This window comes from Pedobacter planticolens (genome assembly GCF_014172375.1).
GTDB classification, from domain to species: Bacteria; Bacteroidota; Bacteroidia; order Sphingobacteriales; family Sphingobacteriaceae; genus Pedobacter; species Pedobacter planticolens.
The window spans coordinates 2,013,387-2,032,429 of the sequence record NZ_WNXD01000001.1; the positions used below are offsets into that span (position 1 = coordinate 2,013,387).

A 19,043-nucleotide genomic window follows, 5' to 3' on the forward strand; every position below is an offset into this window, starting at 1 on the left:
ACTTCATACAAGTTCAGTAGGTATTTCTTAATTTTCATCTTTAACTATTTATTAAAGTATGAAAATTCAACAACTCAAAAATTATTTTACAGTTTTAGGAATTTTGGCAGGTAGTTTTTCCGCCTATGCGCAAAATATCCCTAAAAAACTGATCGATCCAGCTAATATGGACTTAAGTGTTAAACCTGGCGATGATTTTTATCAATATGCTAGCGGAACTTGGATTAAAAACAATCCTGTACCAGCCAAAGAAACACGATGGGGCTCTTTTAATGAACTTCGAGAATTTAATGCACAAGCTGTAAGAAGTTTAGTAGAAAAAGCTGCCGCTGATAAAACTGCTGCTGCTGGATCTATTACTAAACGCGTTGGCGATTTCTATGCCGCTGCAATGGATAGTTTAACTATCGAAAAATTAGGCTACACTCCTATCAAAGCAGATTTAGAAAAAATTAAGCAAATTAAAGATGTAAATGGCCTTTTAGATCACATTGCATACATGCGTACATCAGGTATTGGTGGTCCGATGTTTGGTTTTGGCGTTGGTCAGGATAGAAAAAACGTAACCAAATACGTAGTTAATATCTCGCAAGGCGGAACAACTTTAGGCGACCGTGATTTCTATTTAAAAGATGACCCACAAAGTCAAAGAATTAGAGCGGCATACAATACGTACATGGTAAAATTATTTACATTGACTGGTAATAGCGAAGCTGATGCTAAACAAAAAGCAGCCACCGTATTTAATTTAGAGAAAGCTTTTGCTGAAATTCAGATGAGTCGTATCGAAATGCGTGATCAATACAAAACCTACAATAAGTTAAGTGTTGCAGAATTTAATAAGATTACGCCAAACATTAACTGGACTACTTTAATGCCTAAGCTTAAAGTGGTTGGACAAGATACGGTGTTGGTTAATTCGTTATCTTTCTTTAAAAACTTAGACGGCATGTTAACGAGTGTGCCATTGGCAGATTGGAAAACGTATTTAGAATGGAATATTTTAAAAGGTGCGGCAAGTAATTTAAGTTCGCCATTTGTGAATGCATCTTTTGCATTTACGCAAGCTCAAACTGGTCAAAAAGTGCAAACACCACGTTGGCAAACCATGTCGGCCTTAACAGACCGTACTATAGGTGAATTATTAGGCCAGTTGTATGTTGCCAAATATTTTAAACCGGATGCAAAAGTGCGCATGGATCAGATGATTGTAAACTTGCGCAAAGCTTTTGAAATTAGAATTAATGGTTTGGAGTGGATGAGTGCCGCGACCAAACAAAAAGCATTAGAAAAATTGCATGCTTTTACACCAAAAGTTGGTTACACCACTAAATGGCAAACGTATGCTGGTTTAGAAATTAATAGAGGTACTTATTTCCAAAACTTACGTAATGCAGGTGTTTGGGGTTATAAAGAAAATATAGATAGACTTGGAAAACCTGTTGACCGAACTCGTTTTGGCATGACGCCTCCAACTGTGAATGCTTCTTACAGTCCAACAATGAATGAAATTGTTTTCCCTGCTGGAATTTTGCAATTCCCTTTCTTTGCACCAAATGCAGATGATGCCGTAAATTATGGCGGTATAGGTGCTGTTATTGGTCATGAAATGAGCCATGGTTTTGACGATACTGGTAGTCAATATGATAAAGATGGAAATCTTAGAAACTGGTGGACTGATGAAGATCGCACTAAATTCAATGAAAAAACAAAAGCTTTAGGAGATCAGTTTAGCTCATACACGGTTGTGGATACTATTCACGTTTTGGGTAAATTGACTATGGGTGAAAACATTGGAGATTTAGGTGGATTAAACGCGGCTTACACTGCTTTTAAAATGACTAAACAAGGTCAGAGTAATGATAAAATTGATGGTTTTACACCAGATCAACGTTTCTTCTTATCGTGGGCGCAAGTGTGGAGAGGTAATATTTTACCAGAAGCCGCAGCACAATTAATTAAAACAGATCCACATTCGCCAGGCCCATACAGAACTATTGGTGCACCTGTAAATATGGATGCATGGTATGAAGCATTTGATGTAAAACCTGGAGATAAATTGTATAAAAAACCAGAGGATAGGATTAGGTTGTGGTAGAATTTTAAGCCATTGACCATAAAAAATCGTCATTTCGTTGCTTTCGAAATGACGATTTTTTTTTTATTTATACTTCTCCTGAACCTTCTTCGACAATTTACTCAATACCAAAGCTCTAGAAGTAGCAACCCGTTTTTTCAATTCCGTATCGTTCAATACTTCTAAATTATCTATTTGCACCCATTGTTTTTTGGCCATATGCGAAGCCTGATGAATACCATCACGAGCGGCTAACTCCTCAAATTCTTCTGGCGTACATTTGGTAGAAAAGCTATTTCCTTCATCAATGGCAATAATTACAAAGATTTTATCTTCAACCATAAAACAAAGGTGCTCCCATTTCATACCTTCCGTAGTACCAGGAAAGCTTAAACAGTATTCTCTAAAAGTTTCTATATCCATAAAAATTGAAAGGTTAAAGCTGAAAAATCAAAGTTAAAAAAGAAACGCTAAAGCAAAATGCTAAATTTGTGCCGGAAAAGAAAAAGGCACTCCTACGGAGCATCATTATCTTGAAAATCCTTAAATCATTTTAATCCTGATCCTGACGATGAATATTCTTACCCAAACCGCCGATGGCTCTAATACTTTATTTAATGAAACCATTGGCGAACATTACCATTCTTCGCATGGTGCATTGCAAGAAAGTAAACATGTTTTTTTGGAAGCAGGATTAAAACACTCCATCTCCCAAAGGGAAGAAAAAGAAGTTAACGTATTAGAAGTAGGTTTTGGAACAGGATTAAATTTTTTACTAAGTTTTGCGCATTGCGAAGAAAATAATATTCAATTAAATTATACTGGCATAGAAGCTTTTCCGCTTTCAAAAGAAGTAATAGAAAAAACGGGTTACGAGCAATATGTTATGCCTGAGGTTTGGCAAAAATTCCTCGCCAATTACGAAGTGAGTTTAACTCAAAAACAAGTTTTATCATCGTTTTGCGAATTAGAAATTGCCCATATTACATTAGCCAATTTTAAAAGCTTACCGCAATTTGATATTTTATATTACGATGCCTTTTCCGTACAACACCAACCTGAAATGTGGACAAATGAAATGATTGCTCATGCTTGTAGTTTCCTTAAAGTTGGAGGCATTTTTGTAAGCTACGCCATTACCGGAAATTTAAAACGAGCGGTTAAAAGTTGTGGTTTTACCATCGAGAAATTGCCTGGCGCAGCCGGAAAAAGAGAAATGCTCAGAGCCATTAAGTCTTAAGTAAATAGTCTGCGCTCTTGAGTCTATTTCTTATTCTCTATTCCCTATTTCTCGCGGAAAAATCTTTTATCTTTATTAAAATTTATTGCCATGAAAGAAATCTCCCTGCCTTTTGTTGCCAAGTTAGCTTTGGTACTTTTATCTATCATTATGTTGGGCTACTTAGCCATTTTAGGTAAAAGCTTATTGGCTCCATTGTTATTTTCGTTATTGATGGCTTTTTTACTCTTACCACTTGCTAATTTTTTAGAGCGAAAATTAAAGTTTAAAAGAAGTTTAGCATCAATAACTGCCGTAGTTTTAATGATTGCTGCTCTATATGGCATCCTTTATTTTTTAGGAAATCAATTAACAGAGCTTTGGGCAGACTGGCCATTATTGGTAAAACAAGTATCAACTGCCTTTCACGATATACAAAATTGGGTTGATAAAACATTTCAAATTAATATTAAAAAACAAAGATCTTTTCTAACAGATGGCATTGAGAAGTCCTTATCTACTAGTGCAGTCGTAATTGGGACCACGCTATTAACCTTATCATCTAGCTTATTATTTTTAGCATTTACATTATTATTTACCTTCTTTATTTTAAACTACCGCAGATTATTATTCACATTCCTAACTGCTGTTTTTGCCGAAGAACATAAAACAAAAGTGAACGATATAGTACGAGAAATACAGCGAATTATTAGAAAATATGTAACTGGTTTGTTCCTCCAAATGCTAATTGTTTCGTTATTAATGATTATCACTTTGTCGTTATTAGGTGTAAAATATGCCATCCTTTTAGGTCTTATTGCAGGTATTTTTAACATTATCCCCTACTTAGGAATTTTTACAGCATTATTAATAAGTGCATTAATTACTTTCGCAACTGCTGGAGCATCATCTGCATTATTCGTAATCTTTGCATTTATAGGTGTTCATACCATCGATGGAAATATTTTAATGCCTTTGGTGGTAGGTTCCAAAGTAAAAATCAATGCCTTATTCGCTTTCATTGGTATTATTGTTGGCGAAATGATTTGGGGAATTTCTGGAATGTTTTTGTGTATTCCCTATTTAGCAATGCTGAAAATAATTTTCGAAAAAACTGATGGTTTAAAACCTTGGGGAATTTTACTAGGTGAAGAACAGAAAACCATACCCAGAAAGCGTAAGACATATCAAATTACCAAAAAGATAAAGCTCGAAGAAGCAGAATAACGATTAATGAAAACCGAAAAAGAAAATAGATCGCCACATATTTTAAATACATCTGCCAATTTATTAGGCTTTTGTTTTATTGTTTTAACATCGGTTAAGATTTCAAAACTAGAGGAATCATCTTTTATTGATGAAGGTGCTGCTTTAGCAATTATTATTTTTATGAGCAGTTGTTTATTATCTTTTCTCGCCATGCGAAGTACAACCACTCGTGCAATAAAAATGGAACGCAGCGCAGATATTTTATTCCTATTCGGCTTAATTGTCCTTTTCATCACCACCATACTTATTACGTTTAATATCATTAAATAATATGCCCGCAAATATTCCACCTCCAACAACTTCAAGTCCAGAAACTGCTTTTTTAAGATTGTTAACCGTGTTAGATACGCTGCGTACGCAATGCCCATGGGATAAAAAACAAACCATGGAAACCTTGAGACATTTAACAATTGAAGAAACCTACGAACTTTCTGACGCCATTATAGAGGGCGATACGCAAGAAATTAAAAAGGAATTGGGCGATTTAATGATGCATTTGGTGTTTTATGCTCGTATTGCTAGTGAAACCGAAACGTTTAATATCACTGATGTTTTAAATGGAGTGTGTGATAAATTAATTAATCGCCACCCACATATTTACGGCGATGTTGAGGTAAAAGACGAAGAAGATGTAAAACGAAATTGGGAGCAGATTAAGCTGAAAGAAGGAAATAAATCAGTTTTAGGCGGTGTGCCTGCTGGATTACCTGCTTTAGTAAAAGCAAGCAGAATACAAGAGAAAGCTCGTGGCGTAGGTTTCGATTGGGAAGAAAAAGAACAAGTTTGGGCAAAAGTTGAAGAAGAATTACAAGAATTTAAGGATGAATTTAACATCGCCGAAAACGAAAACATTGATAAAGAAAAAGCCGAAGGCGAGTTTGGCGATTTACTTTTCTCTTTAGTTAATTATGCTAGATTTATAGATATCAATCCAGAAAATGCCCTAGAAAAAACCAATAAGAAATTTATTAAACGTTTTCAATTTTTAGAGAGCAAAGCCAAAGAAAGCGGCAAAGCTTTACAAGATATGACATTGGCTGAAATGGATGTGTATTGGAATGAGGCTAAGAAATTGTAGAGATGGGCTTTGGTTTCAATTTATTTTTTTTCCCTGCACTTTTATTAATTACTATAATTGGTTTAGTTGCTTGGGCAATTACAAAAAAAAGTCTATTTGGTAAGATTTTAGGAATAATTTGGTTAACACTAATTGGATTAATTATACTCTTATTAGTAGTCCAAAAACTCACCTCGAAGAAAATTCTGAAAAAAGAAAGCTATTATGGTCAATATGTAATTGATAGGAGTTTCTTTCCAGGAAAACAAGCGAATTGGCAATACAAGCATTTCTATTTTGATATAAAACCTAACGACTCTATTTACTTATATGTAGTCTACAATGATAAAATCACGAAAACATATAAAGGAGTAATTTCGACAATGGCAATTTATAAATCTGAGCGCCTTGCGATTCATATGGAACATCCAACACATCATATCTTAACATCCAATCCAACAACTTATAGAGGCAGCTGGAGTTTTTATCTTGTTTTTAATTCGCCAAAATTCGGAAATATGTATTTTGTAAAAGACAATTGGAGTTCGGATAATTAATTAAATTATATGAAACCTCAATCCATCGTTCTTAAAAAACCAATTCAGGTTATTCAACTTTTCAGGAACATTAATACCTATGGAAAAGAAGAAAAATCTTTTGACGATAGGAAGGAAAAAATAGCTTGGAAACCAATCCAGTCAACTGCTGGATATGTAAAGGATGAAGTGGTTCATTTACCCGAATCAATAGTAGAACAACCCAATTTCGAACATTTCGATTTGCTATTGATTATTGACGACAATTTTCATACATCACAAAATGTAGTGTATACAGAAAAGAAAAATCTTTGTTTCAGAAGAAATAGCCAAAACAAGTTTGATTTTTTACAACTAAAATTGGACGACAAAATTGAGTTATACCTTAAACCTGGCTACTTCGAAGTTGGCGATCCTCCACGAAGTGAATTTAAAGTGTGCGAACTCACAAAAGACAAACCCATTTCAATAAAAATTAATGGAAAACGAGATGCTTCACTTACATGGAGAAGAGAGAGAACCTTTGTTGAACAAGAATATATTTTCCATTACCTAGGTGATTTTAAAGAGTGTGTAGTTGTAAAAGAGCCTTTCCCTACAACTGTAAAAACCATCCCAACAATAATTAAAACAATCGATTTAACTAAAACACTTTATTAACAAAACTCAAATCCAAACAAATTTAATCTGTTAATCTGTGGCTTTTAATATTTTATATATTTGCCATTACATAATTATACCTAATGAAAAAAATCTACACGCTCTTATTATTAAGCTTTTTCGCTTTAACAGCAGCAGCTCAAACTGATACCACTACAAATAGTAAAAAACTAACCAAAGCAGAAACCGAAGAATTTTTCACTACTGCCTTTAAGAAAAAGAACCTCATCAATTTTCCAATTTTTAGAGCGTACACCTACCACGATAAAAGTGGAACCTATTACGTAGCATTATCTGAAAGTGCAGATACTGTAAACAAAGAAAAAGACACTGTAAACTATACCGTTAAGGCTTTCAATTTTAAGGTTGATAAAACAACTAGAGTAAAAAAATGGGAGATTAACGACTTTAAAACACCTACCGTTAAAGGCGATGAAAAGGAAAGCTCTATTTGGTTTTGGACAAAATATTGTGAGTTTAAGGATTTGGATGGCGATGGACTAATTGACCCTATTATTGTATACGGTACATTTGGACACGAGGGTTATACCGATGGCAGAGCTAAAATCTTAGTTTATTATAAAGGAATAAAAACAGCCATCAGACATCAGAATAGTGTAGTAGATGCAACTAGAAAAACCCAAGTTGATGTTACATTTTATAGTTTACCAGCCCCAATTCAAACACACATTAAAGAATTGATGGAGAAAATGGTTAAAAATAAGCATGCTATTTTCCCTACCGAGTATGCAGAAAAGATGGATAAAAAAGCAGTTTCAATAGGTAACGAATAAGTTTAAAATAATCTAACTATCTGGTTTTTAATACTTAGCTTTATTAAAATAGCAAATCTATTTTAACCAAATAACATGAAACAACTCTCATTTTTACTCCTAATTACTTTACTTTTTGTAGGCTGCCAAAGTAAAGACGCTAAAACTACAGCCAAAGTTGATACAACTAACTATCCTTACACTAGTAAAAAAGCTTACAACTGGGAAATGAACTCAGATTCTAAGAACATGATTATTGCCATGAATGCGCTTAAGGCTTTTGCAAGTAAAGATACGGCTGCTTTAAAACCATTAATTGCTGATAGCATCCATCTTTCAGTAGATGGATATGAGTTAAATGGTACAAGAGCCGAATTTTTAAAAGCTGCACAGCAAGAAATGGATAAATACAACAGCATTTCTATTAATATGGATGATTATGAATCTGTTGTAAGTGCAGATAAAACTGAAGAATGGGTTAGCCTGTGGTATACACAACATTCAGAAGGTAAAGACGGAAAAAAAGGTAGTGTCAATATGTTTAATGATATTAAAATTGAGAAAGGGAAAGTAACGAAGTGGAATGAGTACGTCCGCCACGCCATGGAAAAATAAAATTAAAGTCTCGATGAAAATCGGGACTTTTTTATGGGTTTTGGTTTTTAGATATTGCTTCTTTGAGCATTGAAATGACAACCTTGCTCGTCATTCTCAACTCGATCCGATAGCTATCGGATGGGAATCGTAATGCGATTTAGTTTTTTTTGTGCATTACGATTCCCGTTTTCACGGGAATGACGGCCGCCCTACAACCTTTCCCAAACCACTACCCACCGCCAAGCACGAGGACCGGCCTTGTAGCATCCCAAAGGAGAAAGCATTAAAACTTGTGCAAATACTTTCAAAAACCACAGTCCAAAACAATGAGCCAGTTTGATCCTTCATCAAACCTGCTGCTTGTTGCCAAAAAAGTTTTTAATAGCTTAATCCGAGAGATGATACTAAGCCTTGATTGTTTGGTTCTTTATCATCAAGGATAAAGAACGAGCCATAGCGGCGGTGAGCTAAAAAAGAAAGATCCTTCGACAAGCTCAGGATGACAAGCATGGAGTAAGTAACAATTTCAAAGGTTAGAAAGATTGCTTCGTGCCTCGCAATGACGACATAGGAGCGAACTATAAGAAAGATTTCTCCACTACGGTCGAAATGACGGCAAGAAAAAAACCTTAAACCTTACCCGTGTTTCTTCTTCTTATTCATAATCGCTTTCTGACCAATACCATAATTAGTAGTCTTAGTATTGCTTTCTTTTCGTTTATGAAATGCAGCATCACGGTATTCTTCCTCCTCTTCTTGTTCTTTAGCCAATCTACTTTTCTGTGCAGAAGCTTTGCCTACATCTTCTACCAACAAATCTTCAGGTAAATCTGCAACCTCTATCTTTTTACCAATGGCTTGTTCTATTTTACGTACTTGCGGTAATTCTAAGTCAGTAGTAAACGTAATAGCCATTACATCTTCATCGCCCTGCTTTACTATTCTGGTTAAATAGGTTTCTTTTTGTACAGGTAATTCGAAATGGAAAATAAACGGAATACCTTCTAAATCAAGTGTAGGCAAACCCTCATTTGCTATAATCAATACTCGAGCTTCATCAACCGCTTTAAAATCTTCGATGTCATCAAAACCTGCTTCATCAAAAAACAAAGGTTTGTACACAAAAACGTCATCGGCTTTGCCATCAAATAAATCTTTAGCTAAAGTTTGTGCGGTTAAGCGAGTATTTACAAAAACTACCACTTTATCAAACACTTCTGCATCCTTCAATAAAAGGTTTAATAAGTTCAGTTTGGTTCTGAAATTTGGCACATGATACAAAAGTTGTGTATGTGTTTCAGTTTCACTGTCACCTAAATCTTCTACTTCTATAGTGGTTGGTAATTTCATAAAAGGGTCAATCATTAAATCTAACCTATCGTGCATTACTTCTGTAAATATTAAATGCTGACATTTTTGTATGCTGTTTGCCAACTCGTTAATTGGTAATTGCATGCCTAGTTTCACCATATCGGCGGCATCATCAACAATAAGCATTTGAATTTTGTTGGTGTTCAATCCTAACTTCAAATAAACTGCTCTCGCTCTTGATGGAACTGCAACTACAATATCAACCCCATCAGTCAATTCATTAATTTGCGCTTCCATACCGCCATCAGAGTGAAGCCCAACAATGCGTATCGTTTTATTTCTATTTAAAAGCTCAAATTGCTCCATCACTTCTAGTACTTTTTCTTTAGTTGGCACTAAGATTAAAGCTCGAGGCGCTTCTTCAAAACCATATTTTAAACGCATTAAAACACCAAGAATATAGGTGGTAGTTTTCCCAGTTCCCTCTGGTCCAATGGCTATAATATCTTGTCCGCCTAAAATGCGTGACATAGTTTTAGCCTGAATTTCTTTTGGACTTAGGTACCCTGCTGCTGTCATAGCAGATACCAATGGCTTGCTTAATTTTAATTGTTCTAAAGACACTTTTCGCTTTGTAAATTGATGTGACGACAAATTTACAGAAAATATAAAGGACTATCAGAAATCGGCGTTTAATAGTAGTGTATTTATTTTAATTTCGCTGTCGCGTTTGGTCGCTTATATGCGTATAGGCTATCAAAACTAACTAAACATGAAGAAACTGATTTTTATTTCATTATTTGCCGCTACACTATTAGCCTGCGAAAAAGACAAAAATGCTAAAGACTTTAAGGGAACCTATAGCGGAACATTTAGAACGATGCAAGATGGAAAGGTGGCGATGACCGATACAGAGCTAACTTTATTGAATGGAAACTTTGAAGTTAAAAAGGGCATAAAAACAGGAAAGGGTTCTTTTAAGCTAGAAGATAAAACAACCGTTACTTTTTCTGATGAAATTGCTCGTACCGCAGATTTTGATTGGAATATCATTTTAAATGGTTCATACACCTATCAAGCTTTAGGAGATAGTTTAATTTTAACGAGAAACTTACCTTATTTACCTACAACTATTACTCTTTATCAATACAGATTAAAGCAGGTGAATTAATTAAATGCTTAAACCCCAACTATCAAATCTTGATGATTTAATTCGTAACTGTAAAACGGGTAATCTGCAGTATCAGGAAATGTTGTACAAGCATTTTTATGGCTATGCTTTGGGTGTGTGTTTGCGGTATTTAATTAACAGAGATGATGCACTAGAAGCTGCGAACGATGCTTTTATTAAGGCTTTTAAATATTTAAACACCTTTAAAGAAGGTGCAGACTTTAAACCTTGGTTTAGAAAAATACTGGTGAATACATCGCTAGATTATAAACGAAAAAACATGCGCTTTAATCAGGCGATTGAGATGACAGATACCGAACAACAAACTACCTATTCATCGGCGGTAGATCAGCTTTCGGTGAAAGATATTTTGAGTTTGATGAAGAATTTGAATGAAACACAGCATTTGGTTTTTAACCTCTACGAAATAGATGGTTATACGCATAAAGAAATTGGAGAAATGTTAAACATCCCCGAAAGTTCATCGAGAACTTATTTAAGTAGGGCAAAACAAATACTCCAGAATTTATTGATTACTCATTCAATTTATACGAAATGAAAAATATGGATGAAGAACTAGTTTTACAGATTAAATCTGTTTTTGAAGACGTTGATGACGGGGGTAGCGATAATGGCTGGTTAGCATTGCGTGAAAAATATCCGGAGGAGAATAAGAAATTACCAATTTGGTGGCTTACTGGCATTGCGGCTTCTATTGTAGTTGCTTTTGGATTGTTTTTAGTGGTAAATAAATCGCCAAAAGAAATTGAGCAAACTACGCAAACGGCTAAAACAAAAACGGATGTAAAACCAAAACCAAGTTCAGCGCAAGGAGAACAACCTACTAGTGTAAAACAAGATGAAGTTGTAGCATCAACTATTAAAAAAGAAAAGCAACCTATAGTTTTAATGCAAGAAAACGCTAGTGCAAAAACTGTAGAACGTAAATCTATCGAGGAGAAAGTAAAAACTAATCCTGCGGAGAATGTTATTGCGGTAAATGCTATGCAAGCTGGTGTTGCCAATAAGGTTGATACCGTGAAAGAGAAGATCCAACAGAACGCAGTTATTGCAAATAATGTAGTTGTAACGCCAACTGAAACTAAAAACACCAAAAAAACGACGGAAGAGTTTTTGCAAGAGCAAACTAAGCTGTTAGCCAAAAACCCAACAAAGGTGGAAGACAAAAGTAAATCAATTAAAAACTCTATTGATGTTTTTACAGGTACCTTTTTAAACTACTATGCAGATAATGCTGTAAAATTAAATGCAGGCTTTGGTGTAAATGCGAATGTTAAGGTTACAAAGGGTGTATTTGTAAGTTTTGGAGCGGGTGTAAGTCAAAATAAAATAGATTATAAAAATAGTGTTCCTGTAGCAGCGGTAGCAAGTTCTGATGCTTTAAATTCTTATGCTGGTAAAGGGAGCATAACTACATCGAGTATAAGTGATGTAAAAGTAAATGCATCTTTATTAAATTTAGATTTACCCGTAACCTTAAAGTTTTATCCTACCAAAAAACAAAATTTCTATGTGGCGGCTGGTGTTAACTCAAACTCTTACTTAACGCAAAAGTATACCTACGGCTATAATGTAAATACGGTATCTAGTTTGGGCTATACTTCAGAACCAAAAGAAGAAACAGAAAAAACAAAACTAAAAGGTTTCGATTTTGCCAACAGTGCCATTTTCGCCATTGGTATTAATCAGAATATTGGAAAAAACAACTCCTTAATTTTCGAACCTTATTTTAAACCTGCCATTGGTAGCATGGGCGATAAGAACCTTAGAATAAATACAGTCGGATTAAATTTAAAATTCAGTTTCACGCCTAGTCAAAAAAAGTAAACTTATGAAATCTCTCAAAAAAACCTCATTCATCATTTGTCTGTTCACCGCACTTACTTTAGTTTATGTTGGTTGCGAAAAAGGATCAACTTCAGATTTATCTGGAACGTACACCTTAAAAGCTAGCGAAACTCTTAATTTATCAAAAGGTGGTGACAGAGCAGTTTTAACAGTCGAAGATCTTAAAGATAGTCGTTGTCCAATTAACGCATTATGCGCTTGGGCTGGTTATGCTAGTGGAAAATTTAAGTTTAAAGACAACTTTAGAACGCAAACTATTGAATTATGTATAGGTGGTTCCTGCTCAGTTGATGCAAAACCAACTGAACAAAAAATAACGCTAAACGGAGTAGTGTATAGTTTAGAATTTACAGAACTAATTCCTTTTCCAACTTCTCCTAATTATAATTCAGTTGCTATTGCTATGGCAACGATAGTTCTTAAAAGAAAATAACAGCTGAGTTCGATTAATAAATTGTCTCGCTCGTCATTCCCGTGAAAACGGGAATCGTAATGCGTAAAAAACCTCCTCTTGCATTACGATTCCCAATTAAGTTGGGAATGACGTTGTGATCTAACCCATGGTCCTTTTAGTTTGACCGTCATTCCCGTGAAAACGGGAATCGTAATGCGTAAAAAACCTCTTCTTGCATTACGATTCCCAATCAAGTTGGGAATGACGTTGTGATCTAACCCATGGTCCTTTTAGTTTGACCGTCATTCCCGTGAAAACGGGAATCGTAATGCGTAAAGAACCTCCTCTTGCATTACGATTCCCAATCAAGTTGGGAATGACGTTGTGATCTAACCCATAGTCCTTTTAGTTTGACCGTCATTCCCGTGAAAACGGGAATCGTAATGCGTAAAAAACCTCCTCTTGCATTACGATTCCCAATCAAGTTGGGAATGACGAACAAGAAGGTTAGCATATCATATTTTTGATACAAACCAATCATTTGTTCTATATTTTGTAAGTTTATCCTATCGGAAATTAAAACTAACAAAATGAAAAAAATCATCCTTAACCTCTTTCTAATAGCTATTGGCAGTAGTGCTTTTGCTCAAGATGCCATAAATTATCAGCTACCACCAAAGGCAATAGCAGATTTACTATTGGCAAAACCAACACCTAGTGTAAGTATAGATAGCAAAGCTGAATGGATGTTGTTTAGCGAACGTAATTCCTTTCCATCTGTAGAAGAATTGGCCATGCCAGAATACCGTATTGCTGGTATGCGCATTAATCCGAATAACTACTCTCCAAGCCGACAAACCTTCATCAACAATTTCAGTTTAAAAAACATAAAAACCGACAAAACCCTTGCAGTTACAGGTTTACCTAGTCCGTTGTATGCAGGTAGCGTAAACTGGAACCCTAGCGAAACTAAAATTGCTTTTACGCAAACTACGCAAAACAGAGTTGATTTATATGTAATAGATGTAGCCACAGGTAAAGCAATGAAGGTGAACAAACAACCTTTAAACGCCATAATGGGTGGTGGTGCAACATGGGTTGATGATAATACCCTATTATATAGAGTGGCTGTTAAAGCTGCTAACTTAGCACCAACTCGTCCTTTAGCACCTAAAGGACCAACTATTCAGCAAAACTTAGGTAAGGCTGCTCCTAACCCAACTTTACAAGATTTAATTAAATCGCCTTTTGATGAACAGTTGTTCGAGTTCTTTGCAACTTCGCAATTAGTACAGAATAAAGCTGGTGTAGAAACCGCAATTGGCAAACCTGCCATTTACAGTGGTATTTCTGTATCGCCAGATAAAAACTACTTAATGCTACGTACCATTAAAAAACCATTCTCTTATTTAGTTTCATCTTTTGGTTTTCCTTCTGTTGTAAATATTACAGATAGAACTGGAAAAGTGGTTAAAATGCTTGCCGATTTACCATCTAGTGAAGAAAGACCTTCTGGCTACGATAACGTACAAAATGTACCAAGAGGTTTCGATTGGCGTGATGACGAAGCTGCAACAGTAGTTTGGTCTAAGCCGTTAGATAGTGGCTTAATTAAAAAGAATGTAGAATTTCATGATGCAGTGTTAGCATTAGCAGCTCCGTTTACTAGTGCACCTAAAGAACTCTTTAAAACTAAAATGAGATTTGGTATTATCAGCTGGGGTAATGCAACATTAGCCTTGGTTAGAGAAAATTCTAGAACCAAGCAAACATCTAAATTAAGCAGTTACAACCCAACAACTGGTGCATTAGAAACGTTGTACGAGTTAAGTACAAATGATGCGTACAATAATCCAGGGTTTCCAGTAACTGAAAAAAATAAGTTTGGTAGACAAGTAGTTTTAACAACCGATGGCGGCACCAAATTGTTATTAAACAATACAACTGGCGCATCTGCCAAAGGCGATTTACCTTTCTTAGCCAAGTTTGATTTAAACACTAAGAAGTCTGAAATTGTATGGCGCAGTCAACCAGGTAGCTTTGAAATGGTGACTGATGTATTAGATCCTCAAAAACTAGTTTTATTAACACGTAGAGAAAGTCAGAAAGATGTACCCAACTACTTTATTAAAAACTTAATGTTGCGCATTGCGGACAGACAGATCACCAATTTCACTAATCCGTACACTCAACTAGATGGCGTAAGCAAAGAAAAGATTTCTTACAAACGTGCAGATGGCATTGACCTTACAGGCGACTTATATTTACCAAAAGGATATAACAAAGAAAAAGATGGGCCGTTGCCAGTATTAATATGGGCATACCCTCGCGAGTTTAACTCGGCAACAGATGCAGCACAAATTAGAGGTTCGCAAGATAAGTTTACCACCATCAGTTCTGGCGGTCCGTTGTTTTTTGTAACCCAAGGCTATGCAGTTTTAGATAATGCAGAAATGCCAATTGTTGCTAAAGATGGTAAAAAACCGAACGATACTTTTGTGGAACAATTAAAATTAAATGCCGAAGCTGCTATTAATAAATTAAGTGATATGGGTGTGGGCGATAGAAACAGAATGGCAGTCGGCGGACATAGCTATGGCGCATTTATGACGGCCAACTTGTTAGCACACACCAATTTGTTTAAAGCTGGTATTGCCCGCAGCGGTGCCTACAACAGAACCCTTACCCCTTTTGGTTTCCAAAACGAAGACCGTACCTATTGGGATGCTCCTCAATTGTATTATGAAATGAGTCCGTTTAGTTATGCCAACAAAATTAAAACGCCAATCTTGTTAATTCACGGAGAAATGGATGATAACCCGGGTACTTTCCCTATTAACAGTGAGCGTTTATTTAATGCCATTAAAGGTTTTGGTGGCACCACTCGTTTTGTGTATTTGCCTTATGAGGCTCACGGATACAGAGGAAAAGAAAATATTTTGCACATGCTTTGGGAAATGAATACCTGGTTAGATACGTATGTAAAAAATGCTAAACCAACTGCTGCGAAATAAAATAGCACTTATATAGTATTTAAAACATCCGATGGATTTCATTATTCATCGGATGTTTTTTTGAAATACGATTTGAAAAACAATGGCAATGGTTCTTTGGAAATTTCAGCCCTGCTTTCAGCTTTATCTTTTTTTGTGCTTCGACTATGCTCAGCATGACAAAAAAAGGATATCGCTTCTATCAGGTTTATATAACAAAGCAATTCGCTTTTGGAGATTGCAGTAAATCATAGATGTGGCTAAAGCCAAAAAAACCTTCATCTGTCCGTCAGCTAAAGCAGACGGCAATGAATAAACAAAAAAGCAGGCCGCAATAAATAATTTTATACCCTATTGTTGTTCGTTCGCATACCTCTTTGCCGTTGGTTTCTTCGCTATTGACTTCTTTGCCGTTGGCTTTAGCCAACGGAATAAAAGAAAATACAATTCGGCTTTAGCCACATCCATTTTTATAATCAATTAAAATTGTATTAATTATTATCTTTACTCCATCCACAAAATTAAACCACTCCATGCCAATCAATCTGAAAATCTTAAGCAAGACATTCATTTTATTGCTCATTTGTTTGACTTCTAGTAATCAGCTTTACGCCCAAAAACCAAAGTTTAAGGTTATCGCTTTTTATACCGGCATTAACGATCAAGCACATGTAAGTTATGTACACGAAGCAAATGCATGGTTCCCAAAGATGGCCGAGAAATATGATTTCAGTTACGACTCTACTTCGAACTGGAGTAACCTAAACGCAGCGTTCTTAGCCAAGTATCAAGTAGTTTTATTTTTAGATACCAGACCAGAAAAGCCCGAACAAAGAGCAGCCTTTGAAACCTACATGAAAAACGGAGGCGCTTGGATGGGCTTCCACTTTTCGGCTTTTGCCTTAACACCATCTGCCTTTCCACAAAACTGGGATTGGTACCACAATGAGTTCTTAGGTTCTGGGCAATACGGCAGTAATACTTGGCGACCAACTTCTGCAGTTTTAAGAACAAACAGAAATCACCCTGTAACTAAAAACTTGCCCGATACTTTTAAATCTCAACCTAACGAATGGTATAGATGGGAGAAAGACTTACGCAAAAACCCAAACATTGATATTCTATTAGCTATCGACTCTACTAGCTTCCCTTTGGGTACAGGACCAAAAGCTTATGAGATTTGGCAAAGCGGATATTACCCTGTAGTGTGGAGCAATAAGAACTATAAGATGATGTATGTAAACATGGGGCACAACGATATGGATTACGAACATAAGTTTGGAAAGACCACTACATCTTTATCTCATACCTTTGAGAATGAAACACAAAATAAAATGATTATTAATGGGTTATTATGGTTAGGCAATAGTAAAAAATCGTTGGGGAAAGAAAGTGGACCAAAGTCGAAAGCAGTGTCCGTATCAGGTAAATAAGTATAACAAGAAGAAATTTAAATTAAAAACAAAATCGTGAAAAATATAGAAATTAGTAAAGCAGCAAGAAACAAACTATTAAGTTTTTTATCAGATTTAACAACAGATGAACTAAACCATATCCCGACAGGTTTTAACAACAACCTTGCTTGGCAAATGGGACATTTAGTAGTTAGTCAGCAGTTATTGTGTTACCGTTTATCGGGTAATGAACTTATAATTGAGAAAGAGCTGATTGATCTGTATAAAAATGGTTCTAAACCAGAAAGGTATATTACTGCCGAGGAGATTGAGCAAATGAAAGGTTATTTGCTAAGCACTATTGATCAATTAGCCATCGACTTAGCGCAAAACAAATTCGATAACTATACGCCTTATACCATTTCAACCTTCCCAGGTTTAACCTTAGCAAACATAGATGATGCCATTGCCTTTATTGCCTGTCATGATGGGTTGCATTACGGTTGTTGCTTAGGGTTAAAGAAGTTAGTAAAGATGCAGGGGTAAAGGAAGTCGCGTCATTCCCTATCTTGATTTGCGTCATGCTCAACTCCATCTCGTCATTCCCAACTCGATTGGGAACCGTAATGCAATAGTAAACCTTTTTCACGTATTACGCTTCCCGTTTGCACGGGAATGACGAACATGGTATGACCGTCATGCTCAGCTTGACTGGGCATCGTAATGCAGTAGTAGGCTTTTTCATCATATTACGATTCTCTCCCGATAGCTATCGGGTTTCAAGGGAATGACGACCGTTTTCATTACCTTTGCCAACTAAAACCAATTCTTTTGAGATACTTCTTCCACATCGGTTACAACGGTCATACCTATAGCGGTTGGCAAAGACAGCCAAAAGTAAATAGTGTGCAAGAAGTAATTGAAACTAAACTAAGTCAGATTTTTAAAACCCCCTTAACCATTAATGGTTGCGGCAGAACAGACTCGGGTGTACATGCCAGTCAGTTCTTTTTTCATGCTGATATTGAACAAGAATGGGATTTTGATTTAAAGTTTAGACTGAATAAAGTACTGCCACATAACATTGCCATTTTCGATATCATCCCATTGGAGGGAAAACCTCACGCTAGGTTCGATGCCGTTCAGCGACAATATGATTATTACATTCACACCTATAAAAACCCTTTCTTAAGTCAGCTGAGTTCTTACTATGAGTTTGACAACCTGAATTTAGCGGAAATGAAAAGGGCGACTGCCTTATTACCGAAGTATAAAGATTACCGAGCTTTTTGTACCACACCAGATAAAAACGAACATACCATTTGCAATGTAATGGAAGCTAATTTATACACCACTCCAAACGGCGATCAGTTTCGGTTTCACATTGCTTCCAATCGTTTTTTAGGGAAGATGATTAGAATTATTACAGGTAAACTCTTAAAAATAGGGACAGGCAACATGAGTGTAGATGAGTTTGAGCACCTGCTCATTACCTTAGAAACTCCAGGGATGCTAGAAATTGCACATCCCACAGGTTTGTACTTATCTAAAGTTACCTATCCCTATTTAAACTTACCTCCAAGAACAGAGTTTTCTGGTTTGCAGCAAAAAGATTGGGTGGCGGTTTAGCCACCCCCTAGCCCCCGCAAGCGGGGGACAAGTATAATGGCTAAGCAAATAAGCAAGCCTTGCAATAGCAAACCTTACAAGTAAGCATCCAGTG

The 19,043-nt window shown here is 35.9% G+C and carries 19 protein-coding genes; 17 read left to right on the forward strand and 2 right to left on the reverse strand.

From position 1 onward, the window contains the following. Window positions 1-58 precede the first annotated feature (58 nt). Complete coding sequence (locus GM921_RS08245; protein ID WP_182922117.1) at window positions 59-2,098, forward strand: M13 family metallopeptidase; 2,040 nt, start codon at window positions 59-61, stop codon at window positions 2,096-2,098. 63 nt (window positions 2,099-2,161) lie between these two features. Here GM921_RS08245 and GM921_RS08250 read toward each other — a convergent pair whose 3' ends face one another. After that, on the reverse strand, window positions 2,162-2,500 hold the full coding sequence (locus tag GM921_RS08250) for an MmcQ/YjbR family DNA-binding protein (protein ID WP_182922118.1): 339 nt from the start codon (window positions 2,498-2,500) through the stop codon (window positions 2,162-2,164). Window positions 2,501-2,648: 148 nt separating this feature from the next. Here GM921_RS08250 and mnmD point away from each other — a divergent pair, with 148 nt between their 5' ends. The 8 genes from mnmD (at window position 2,649) to GM921_RS08290 (ending at window position 8,206) form a co-directional block, all read left to right on the forward strand. Then, a complete protein-coding gene (mnmD, locus tag GM921_RS08255; RefSeq protein ID WP_182922119.1) occupies window positions 2,649-3,317 on the forward strand; it encodes a tRNA (5-methylaminomethyl-2-thiouridine)(34)-methyltransferase MnmD in 669 nt (222 codons plus the stop codon). Between the two features lie 90 nt (window positions 3,318-3,407). Next, window positions 3,408-4,523, forward strand: coding sequence for an AI-2E family transporter (locus tag GM921_RS08260; RefSeq protein WP_182922120.1), 1,116 nt, complete (start codon window positions 3,408-3,410; stop codon window positions 4,521-4,523). Between the two features lie 6 nt (window positions 4,524-4,529). Next, a complete protein-coding gene (locus GM921_RS08265) occupies window positions 4,530-4,835 on the forward strand; it encodes a hypothetical protein (RefSeq protein ID WP_182922121.1) in 306 nt (101 codons plus the stop codon). A 1-nt stretch (window position 4,836) separates the two neighbouring features. Then, the gene (gene mazG / locus GM921_RS08270; protein ID WP_182922122.1) at window positions 4,837-5,643 is read left to right on the forward strand and encodes a nucleoside triphosphate pyrophosphohydrolase; all 807 of its coding nucleotides are present in this window, start codon (window positions 4,837-4,839) and stop codon (window positions 5,641-5,643) included. A 2-nt stretch (window positions 5,644-5,645) separates the two neighbouring features. Then, window positions 5,646-6,179 (forward strand): hypothetical protein, encoded by a 534-nt coding sequence (locus GM921_RS08275; RefSeq protein WP_182922123.1) that lies wholly within the window; start codon window positions 5,646-5,648, stop codon window positions 6,177-6,179. 9 nt (window positions 6,180-6,188) lie between these two features. Continuing rightward, complete coding sequence (locus GM921_RS08280) at window positions 6,189-6,818, forward strand: hypothetical protein (RefSeq protein WP_182922124.1); 630 nt, start codon at window positions 6,189-6,191, stop codon at window positions 6,816-6,818. 83 nt (window positions 6,819-6,901) lie between these two features. Continuing rightward, entirely contained in the window at window positions 6,902-7,612 is a 711-nt protein-coding gene (locus GM921_RS08285; protein WP_182922125.1) for a M949_RS01915 family surface polysaccharide biosynthesis protein, read from the forward strand. 75 nt (window positions 7,613-7,687) lie between these two features. Further along, a complete protein-coding gene (locus tag GM921_RS08290) occupies window positions 7,688-8,206 on the forward strand; it encodes a nuclear transport factor 2-like protein (RefSeq protein ID WP_182922126.1) in 519 nt (172 codons plus the stop codon). 618 nt (window positions 8,207-8,824) lie between these two features. Here GM921_RS08290 and GM921_RS08295 read toward each other — a convergent pair. Next, window positions 8,825-10,123 carry a DEAD/DEAH box helicase gene (locus tag GM921_RS08295; RefSeq protein WP_182922127.1) on the reverse strand — a complete coding sequence of 433 codons (1,299 nt, stop codon included), beginning with the start codon at window positions 10,121-10,123 and terminating at the stop codon, window positions 8,825-8,827. 148 nt (window positions 10,124-10,271) lie between these two features. On the opposite strand from GM921_RS08295, the gene GM921_RS08300 reads away from it, so the two are divergent. The 8 genes from GM921_RS08300 to truA all read left to right on the forward strand — a co-directional run bounded on the left by GM921_RS08300 (window position 10,272) and on the right by truA (window position 18,949). Beyond that, on the forward strand, window positions 10,272-10,670 hold the full coding sequence (locus GM921_RS08300) for a hypothetical protein (RefSeq protein ID WP_182922128.1): 399 nt from the start codon (window positions 10,272-10,274) through the stop codon (window positions 10,668-10,670). A 4-nt stretch (window positions 10,671-10,674) separates the two neighbouring features. Then, window positions 10,675-11,229, forward strand: a complete 555-nt coding sequence (locus tag GM921_RS08305) for an RNA polymerase sigma factor (protein WP_182922129.1) — start codon at window positions 10,675-10,677, stop codon at window positions 11,227-11,229. Between the two features lie 5 nt (window positions 11,230-11,234). Continuing rightward, on the forward strand, window positions 11,235-12,518 hold the full coding sequence (locus tag GM921_RS08310) for a hypothetical protein (RefSeq protein WP_182922130.1): 1,284 nt from the start codon (window positions 11,235-11,237) through the stop codon (window positions 12,516-12,518). A gap of 4 nt (window positions 12,519-12,522) precedes the next feature. Further along, the gene (locus tag GM921_RS08315; protein ID WP_182922131.1) at window positions 12,523-12,972 is read left to right on the forward strand and encodes a hypothetical protein; all 450 of its coding nucleotides are present in this window, start codon (window positions 12,523-12,525) and stop codon (window positions 12,970-12,972) included. A 551-nt stretch (window positions 12,973-13,523) separates the two neighbouring features. After that, on the forward strand, window positions 13,524-15,947 hold the full coding sequence (locus tag GM921_RS08320) for an alpha/beta hydrolase family protein (RefSeq protein WP_182922132.1): 2,424 nt from the start codon (window positions 13,524-13,526) through the stop codon (window positions 15,945-15,947). Window positions 15,948-16,459: 512 nt separating this feature from the next. Further along, window positions 16,460-17,359, forward strand: a complete 900-nt coding sequence (locus GM921_RS08325) for a ThuA domain-containing protein (RefSeq protein ID WP_182922133.1) — start codon at window positions 16,460-16,462, stop codon at window positions 17,357-17,359. A 36-nt stretch (window positions 17,360-17,395) separates the two neighbouring features. Further along, a complete protein-coding gene (locus tag GM921_RS08330) occupies window positions 17,396-17,866 on the forward strand; it encodes a DinB family protein (RefSeq protein WP_182922134.1) in 471 nt (156 codons plus the stop codon). Window positions 17,867-18,151: 285 nt separating this feature from the next. Continuing rightward, window positions 18,152-18,949 (forward strand): tRNA pseudouridine(38-40) synthase TruA, encoded by a 798-nt coding sequence (gene truA, locus GM921_RS08335; protein ID WP_182922135.1) that lies wholly within the window; start codon window positions 18,152-18,154, stop codon window positions 18,947-18,949. Window positions 18,950-19,043 lie beyond the last annotated feature (94 nt).

Coding starts and splice junctions, on each gene's coding strand:
- GM921_RS08245 (WP_182922117.1), top strand. CDS start 59: ATGAAAATTCAACAACTCAAAAATTATTTTACAGTTTTAGGAATTTTG.
- GM921_RS08250 (WP_182922118.1), bottom strand. CDS start 2,500: ATGGATATAGAAACTTTTAGAGAATACTGTTTAAGCTTTCCTGGTACT.
- mnmD (WP_182922119.1), top strand. CDS start 2,649: ATGAATATTCTTACCCAAACCGCCGATGGCTCTAATACTTTATTTAAT.
- GM921_RS08260 (WP_182922120.1), top strand. CDS start 3,408: ATGAAAGAAATCTCCCTGCCTTTTGTTGCCAAGTTAGCTTTGGTACTT.
- GM921_RS08265 (WP_182922121.1), top strand. CDS start 4,530: ATGAAAACCGAAAAAGAAAATAGATCGCCACATATTTTAAATACATCT.
- mazG (WP_182922122.1), top strand. CDS start 4,837: ATGCCCGCAAATATTCCACCTCCAACAACTTCAAGTCCAGAAACTGCT.
- GM921_RS08275 (WP_182922123.1), top strand. CDS start 5,646: ATGGGCTTTGGTTTCAATTTATTTTTTTTCCCTGCACTTTTATTAATT.
- GM921_RS08280 (WP_182922124.1), top strand. CDS start 6,189: ATGAAACCTCAATCCATCGTTCTTAAAAAACCAATTCAGGTTATTCAA.
- GM921_RS08285 (WP_182922125.1), top strand. CDS start 6,902: ATGAAAAAAATCTACACGCTCTTATTATTAAGCTTTTTCGCTTTAACA.
- GM921_RS08290 (WP_182922126.1), top strand. CDS start 7,688: ATGAAACAACTCTCATTTTTACTCCTAATTACTTTACTTTTTGTAGGC.
- GM921_RS08300 (WP_182922128.1), top strand. CDS start 10,272: ATGAAGAAACTGATTTTTATTTCATTATTTGCCGCTACACTATTAGCC.
- GM921_RS08305 (WP_182922129.1), top strand. CDS start 10,675: ATGCTTAAACCCCAACTATCAAATCTTGATGATTTAATTCGTAACTGT.
- GM921_RS08310 (WP_182922130.1), top strand. CDS start 11,235: ATGGATGAAGAACTAGTTTTACAGATTAAATCTGTTTTTGAAGACGTT.
- GM921_RS08315 (WP_182922131.1), top strand. CDS start 12,523: ATGAAATCTCTCAAAAAAACCTCATTCATCATTTGTCTGTTCACCGCA.
- GM921_RS08320 (WP_182922132.1), top strand. CDS start 13,524: ATGAAAAAAATCATCCTTAACCTCTTTCTAATAGCTATTGGCAGTAGT.
- GM921_RS08325 (WP_182922133.1), top strand. CDS start 16,460: ATGCCAATCAATCTGAAAATCTTAAGCAAGACATTCATTTTATTGCTC.